Source organism: Lysinibacillus sp. (genome assembly GCF_032093475.1).
Classification (GTDB): Bacteria; Bacillota; Bacilli; order Bacillales_A; family Planococcaceae; genus Lysinibacillus; species Lysinibacillus irui.
The window spans coordinates 1-6872 of record NZ_DAMDAY010000173.1; the positions used below are offsets into that span (position 1 = coordinate 1).

General features: G+C 31.5%; 7 protein-coding genes and 1 pseudogene. All 8 read right to left on the reverse strand.

Translation table 11 applies throughout. From position 1 onward, the window contains the following. Nucleotides 1-227: pseudogene (locus RT445_RS22380) on the reverse strand (transcriptional regulator); the annotation flags it as partial. 462 nt (nucleotides 228-689) lie between these two features. Further along, complete coding sequence (locus tag RT445_RS22385; protein ID WP_274793689.1) at nucleotides 690-1613, reverse strand: serine/threonine protein kinase; 924 nt, start codon at nucleotides 1611-1613, stop codon at nucleotides 690-692. 640 nt (nucleotides 1614-2253) lie between these two features. Continuing rightward, complete coding sequence (locus tag RT445_RS22390; protein ID WP_269898146.1) at nucleotides 2254-2931, reverse strand: endonuclease V; 678 nt, start codon at nucleotides 2929-2931, stop codon at nucleotides 2254-2256. 140 nt (nucleotides 2932-3071) lie between these two features. Next, nucleotides 3072-3410, reverse strand: coding sequence for a hypothetical protein (locus RT445_RS22395; protein WP_269898145.1), 339 nt, complete (start codon nucleotides 3408-3410; stop codon nucleotides 3072-3074). A gap of 335 nt (nucleotides 3411-3745) precedes the next feature. After that, entirely contained in the window at nucleotides 3746-4012 is a 267-nt protein-coding gene (locus tag RT445_RS22400) for an SUKH-3 domain-containing protein (protein WP_269898144.1), read from the reverse strand. Nucleotides 4013-4294: 282 nt separating this feature from the next. Then, entirely contained in the window at nucleotides 4295-4717 is a 423-nt protein-coding gene (locus tag RT445_RS22405; protein ID WP_269898143.1) for a hypothetical protein, read from the reverse strand. 1228 nt (nucleotides 4718-5945) lie between these two features. Then, nucleotides 5946-6329 carry a hypothetical protein gene (locus RT445_RS22410; RefSeq protein ID WP_150907169.1) on the reverse strand — a complete coding sequence of 128 codons (384 nt, stop codon included), beginning with the start codon at nucleotides 6327-6329 and terminating at the stop codon, nucleotides 5946-5948. An 11-nt stretch (nucleotides 6330-6340) separates the two neighbouring features. Then, nucleotides 6341-6872: hypothetical protein (locus RT445_RS22415; protein ID WP_313471598.1), on the reverse strand; the 532-nt coding region annotated here is incomplete at its 5' end.

The window sequence follows — 6872 nt, forward strand, 5'->3', positions numbered from 1 at the left end:
ATTACCTTTTGATTAGCAGCATTGTAGAATGAATAAACCGTTGGAGAAAACTTATCTAAAAATTCATCAAAGCTTTTGACAAGAAGATATTGATTAATTTCTTTAATCTTTTCATCACTTAGACTGTCAATCCCCTTTACATCACCAACAAGCGTAATTAAGTCCATCTTTTCAGGATTAATTTCCTCAAATAGCATGGTTCTGTTTGTTTGACTAATAATCTCCATTCAGTCGGCCGTATGATTATACAGCCATCCCTCCTTTTTACATCGGATTTCGAGTAAGCATAATCATCTGCGAGAAGTAACTTAAAATTAACTTTTTAGTTATAAAATTCCATTAACAGAAAAAGAAACTGCAGTTTAGCTAAACTGAAGTTAAAATTTTATAACCATTTTATCTACATCACAAATGACATTATGTATCACAAAGTAACTATACAATATCTTAATTTATTGTCAATATTTACATTAGAATATTTTGTTAATTAAAATGTAAATGGATAGGTTTATAGGAAAAATTAAACATAATAAATTTTATGATATTTCTTTAGGAAAAATGTAGTTTTCCACTTTTTTTTATTATAAAAAGACAGCCTAAGGTGAATTTCTTAACCCCCTTAGGCTGTACAGAGCTCTTAGCTTACACTACAAAATGATAATATCGGATTACTTCTTCTAGATAATTGGTCATTTAGAATTATTTACCTTAAAATAGTTCCTTATCCTATTGACAAATTTTTCAACAGTTATTACCCACTTCATGATTTGTAGGGAAGGACATCGTTTTTTTACTTGCACTGCCAACCCCCACATAATGATGTAGGATAAAAGAATACTTACACTTTTATTATGCTCTTTTACTTGTTCAATTTTATCCTCAATAAGCCGCTGAGAAACATCAGGCGGAATACTATTTGTCATTGAATAGTAAAATGTTGCTGCAAAACTATAAATATCGGTATAGACACCTTGCGCGGACTTATTAGAATATTGCTCAAGCGGGGAGTAACCTGAGCTTGTAAAAATTTGATAATCTGTAGCTGTTTTATAAAAAACAGCGGAACCAAAATCTAGTAAAAATGGATTACCTTCTGAATCTATCATAATATTACTTGGCTTAATGTCACGGTGGAGAATCCCCTGTTTATGTACATAACATAGCGCATCTATTAAAGGGAGAAAGATACTTGTGTATAAATGGTCTCGATCATGGACAGGAAAATCCTTTAAATATTCATCTAATAGTTTTCCTTCATAATAATCCATAACAATATAAATCGATCCATTTTCCTCAAAATGCTCAACATATTTTACAATATTAGGATGATTTATTTGCTGCATAATGACTGCTTCATTAAGAAAAATTTCTTTTAGGCCTTCAAATTTTTGCTTTGTTGAAGGCAAACGATTAATGATTGTTCTATTATCTAAATCCCGTAAAGCCATTTCTTTTGGAAAGAATTCTTTAACAATGAGTCGCTTTTCACTATTATTATTTTCCGCAAGATAGACGATGGATAATTTACTAGTAGCAAGAACTTCTTTTATTTTGTATGTATTATTCAGAACACTATTTATCGGTAAGCTCAATTCACATTGAGTTGCTTGCATTTTTGCTCTTTCCCCCTTATAAGCTTTGATAACCTATCATGCAAATATAGATCAAATTATCTACGTTTTAACTAAAATACAAATTAATGTAAGTATACCAATTTATATCTTTTTATTAAATAGTTTTTAACGAGCTAATACATTCTTGCCATTTGAAGTGGCATCTGCCCTCTATGCATATTCTATCTCTTTATTTCGGTACATCTATTTGACGTTTTGATTTTTTATCCATTTCCTAGCTAAGAATTTCTTAGTACATTAGTAAGTTGAATTTTATTCACAAAAAAAGCTTAAATCACATTAATAGGTGATTCAAGCAGTTGATTTCAAAAGATAATCTAGCAATTTATTTTTGCGAGATATTTATTTTATGTAGATTATAGTTGTATTTATAAAAAACAGATTCCTCTTTTGGATATACTCTGAACACATTACTTAAGGGTCTTTATGTTTTTTATCGTAAACTTCCCAATTATGTATTTGAAAATAAAAAGCACTTTTCTACAGGTTCATTTATTTACTAAGTTTATAATGTTGTAGAGTTATTTTATATTACCTGTAAGACACCTTTTATTAAATCTATGAGTAACCAAAAAACTCCTACTAATACCCTAACAAATGGACGTTACTATGTTTGAATCTATTGAGTATATTTTCTTCTACTCTCATGAGTAGCTAAATCTGCATAACGTGTCGTAATTGGTAATCGACTATTTTTTTCTACAAAATGTAGAGTTATTTTTATTGAAGTCTCTAAATCGATCCAGTTACCGCATGAAATAAAAATGGGCTTTACATCCTTTCTTGTTCTCAAAACTGCCCCATATACTTCCCCATCAACCTTAATATAAGTAAAATCACCCATTACATTTTTTGGCATTTGAAAATCGGTATTTTTTATCTTCAAGTAACTTTTAGCAACACCTATTGTAGGTTTCTTCAAATAAAAAGAAGCATGTGTTGCGATCCCCATATGTCTATAATGAAGATAACCATTTCCATCAAACATATAAAGATCTGGTTCACATTGCAGCTTTTTCACTGCTTCTATCACCATCGGAAGCTCCCTAAAAGCAAGATATCCTGGAATATATGGAACATCTATTTGACCCCAATATTCTACTTCTTCTATAATTTGTTTGGTAATATAATCGATTACAACAATACAACACACTCCATAATCTTTCTTCCCCTCTGTCCAATATGCAATATCAATTCCAGCTACTAGACGAATAGCTCCTAACTGAAAATTGTTTTCTAATGAAATCTTTGAAATCCATTTTTCTTGTTCACTTTTAAACAATTCTTCTTTTTCCATTTTCCATCATTCATCCATTCTTTCACTTTTTTTACTAGTCTTTTATGTTCTTCTTTCTTTGCCCATTAAAATAGCTAACTAAATCTAATTCTCTCTCGTTTTAAAATTATCGATCGCTTTAGGAAAATTTTCATATTATATTATGAATACCACACATCGTCAGAAAATTTCTCGCCACCTTCACTAGGCTTTATATTGTTGGTGTTTATGAATATTTTTATTTCTGACTTTAACAACACCAGATCCTTACTCTCAATCACAAAGCCCCTATGGTTATTCAAACTAAAATCGACCTCTAAATTTATATCCAACTCCCGACACCAGTCAATAAAATCATACATAATCATTGTAAAACAAATGTTAAATTTATGAACCGAAACCCAAATACCTATTCTTTCATCGCCGAGATCTTGTTGTCGTAATTTTAAATCTCCATCTAAGAACCACTTAGTATGTTGTTGTTGCTTCTCCTCAAACATTAATTTTTATCCTCCTATTCTTTGTATAAACCTGTAAAGTACATCCATTGCTGGACTTATTCTTACGCTACCATATATAACTTTTTCTGACGAACCATACTTTTCAATTCTGGAGCATGCCCTTCTTCTCTTACATATTGTTAAATATTACTTTCTTGCAATGTGTCTACCCTTCATTTCGTCAATTATGTTTTTCATACATTTCTCGTGCAATTCAGTAGACATTCCTTCACTTTGAAGTTTGACAACCCCACTCTCAAGCATGTCAAGTCATCCAGAAATGACTCAACTTTATTATTCGATTTCTTCTGGTTTTCTAAATAAGCAAAGAATATCTAGTGGCTCAAATATGCATCTCCAAACTTAAAAATGAATACCGAGTTTGAAATAAATATTACTAAATTCTCACGATATGCTTCTCCAATTATTACGAGCGGCTTTTTTACTCGTACCTCAAATCCCTCAAAGTCTTCTTTTTCATGTAAATCTTCTAGGCTAAAATGAAAGGTTTCCAAACTTCCATCCGGATGCTTAAATTTATATTCAACCCCACCAAATTGACTTAATGCATCAACCACTGGATTAAATACTTGATACCCCACTAAAAAATTACTGTTCCGCTTAATTCAAACTTATTATTTGGATTCCAACCCGCTTGTAGCAATATATCTCTCGTTTCATCTGAAAAATTTTGCAATAAATATTCTCCCTATTTATAATTCTATTTACGAAAATCACTAAGCTGCCTGAATCTCATCACAATTTTCAACTGCTTAATTCCGAAACTCTCATCATCCTTTTAAGGATTTTTGGGTCATTTTCTCTCTCCGTTGATCCTTGTGCTATCTCTCTTTAAATTTAAATTACGGCATTTCACAAACAGACTATATAAATTTTTCTAAACTATAATACGGATTAGATATATTCTCGCCTACTTCATCTATTGTTTCCTGTATTTCATCTAGGATTGATTTATCTATATCCTCAAACTGTTCCAGAAATTCTTTTATTTTATTAAAGCAAGTTTCTAGACCGAGATTTACTACAATAGAAAGAATAATATCTACTTCATCATAGGAATCTGTATTCCATAATCTAGAGAGAGTTCTATCAATATCATTTCGTATGTCACTTCTTAATAACTCATATGTCATAACTTGCCTGTCTGTTAGTTTACTAAGGATTAATAAAAAACCATCTTTTTCAATTTTATTATTTCTAAATTGATCTAATGCATTTTGAAACATTGATATTAGTGTTTCAGTTGGTATTCTATCAGGTAGATTTTCAATTTCATTTATATCCATATTTTATTTCCCTTCTATTGGAATATGAACCTCATTTAAATATTGCTTTTTTGTCCCTGTTCCGTTTGATTTTTAACTATTAGTATAGTCGTACATTATACATAACCGTTACAATCTAACAAAAGGTGTTTTTATTATGTCTTCTACCATTCGTTTACTTCTCAATGATATTTTAACTAAAAAACAAATGAGCTGTCGGCAACTGGCCAAGCAAACATCACTTCTTCCTTAATACCGTCAATCATTTATATACACAACCTATACAACGTCTGCATATAAGACCCTTTCAGCTTTGTGCTACACATTACAAGTCTCTATTCAAGACCTACTTGTATTGGAGATAAACGATTAACTCACTCGAAGAACAATTGAACCCGTGCATCTGTCGGTATCACCACTATATTTCCAAACCAGTTTGTATATCATACGCAACATCAGAACTCACAAATTCTACTCTGCTTGCCCTATTCCCTATCATCTCTAGTATCTCTTTAAAATATGAGTAATGCTATGGCCTTGTTTCAATCCTTAGGATATGTAAGTGACCTTCTGTTTCTCTAAAGTTTTTAAAATATAGATGAATGTATACATCGTCACTTTTCCGCATGTGTAGTTCATAGCTATATGTTCCGCTATAAATCTTGATTTTCACTTTATATTTCTTCACCCCCAAAATATAAACACGTAAAAATGCTGAATGTGGTACATCCTTATAATCTATAACGAACTTATCTATCGAAACCTCTATTTCAATCGCATTTTCTTCCCCTTGTATGCAAGTACTTGAATAAAATTTAATACTTAGTACACTAATTAAATAATCGTAATCTTTTCAATTTTACGTATTTAAACATAAAAAAGCACTTGTCGCCTGTTATAGACAATCAAGTGCTTTAAGTTTATAAATTTTCTAAGTTTATTAATATATTTGAAAGTTTTATAAGTTATTTTTATATCGACAGTATGACATCTTTTATACTACTTGGCAAGTGTAACGTTTAAACCCTTTAGCTTGTTTAATCTCGTGTGTTTGTTGCTTATGCCATCCATAAAGTGGTCCTTTGTAAGTAAAATGGCATATCGCTTATTCTCGCTCTTATTACATTAGCGCTAAAATAGCACTTCTTGATGGCTCTGCCTTCATGAGTTTTTTATACAATTTCAAAGATATTACAAGTTAAAAGTGTGTGTGCCTGCCTAATCAAGGCTTTTGTAATCGATATAAGACTTATTCAGAAATTTCTATATAATTCATGTATTTAAGTTCTTCATACTTGACCTGCAATTCTTCAATTCCCTCAATTAAAACAGATACATATCCGGTTATGTCTACTTCTATTTCATCCGAATCATCTGGTTCAATATTAATTGGATGTGAACAGACTTCCAAAGTGTAGCCTTCTCTCCCCCCAAATCCCTGTATTACTATCTGAAGCCCTAAAATTGGATAATCAATAAAAACTGCAGGAACATCTTCATAAATATGTTCCTCTAAACCTCCGAAGGGGAGTCCACCAAATAATTTATCAGAGATTATTCTTGCTACTTCATTTATGTCCTTATTTGAATCAATTGGAATTAAGCATTTAAAAAACGGATATTTTTTTTTCATCTCACACTCTCCTATTCATCTTCTATTATTTTGCTTCCTTTACTATACTTCTTACTAATAAATTCTTCTTGTGTATATATTCTAAAAGTAAAATTATCTGGTCGCCCTTTTTTATCTACCTTTCTAATTCCATCTAAAGAACTTTTCAGTGTTTTGTCTATCTCTTTTTGCATCTGTCTTATTTCTTTAATCTGAGTACCAGCTTTCCATGTCGTGCTTGGAGGAAACTGAGATGCTAATTTATCACTAACAATGAATGCATCGATATCGAAATCTGTAGGGTCAAATGGAGCATTTCCCTTATGTGGTCCTTTCTGACCCGTAGCCAATGAACCCCGATATCCAACCTTGGCATCTGGGTCGATTTCCTTAATCTTTTTCGCTGCAGGACTCATTGTATTTTGAACGGTATTCATAATCTCAGTTCGGGTTTGAACTTTACCCGTACCCTTATTCTCATCAGGCTTTTTATTCGAGCCATTTTGTGATGGTTGGGAATTAGACGGCTTCGGACTCGAGGAGGACGTATTTTTTCCAACCGTT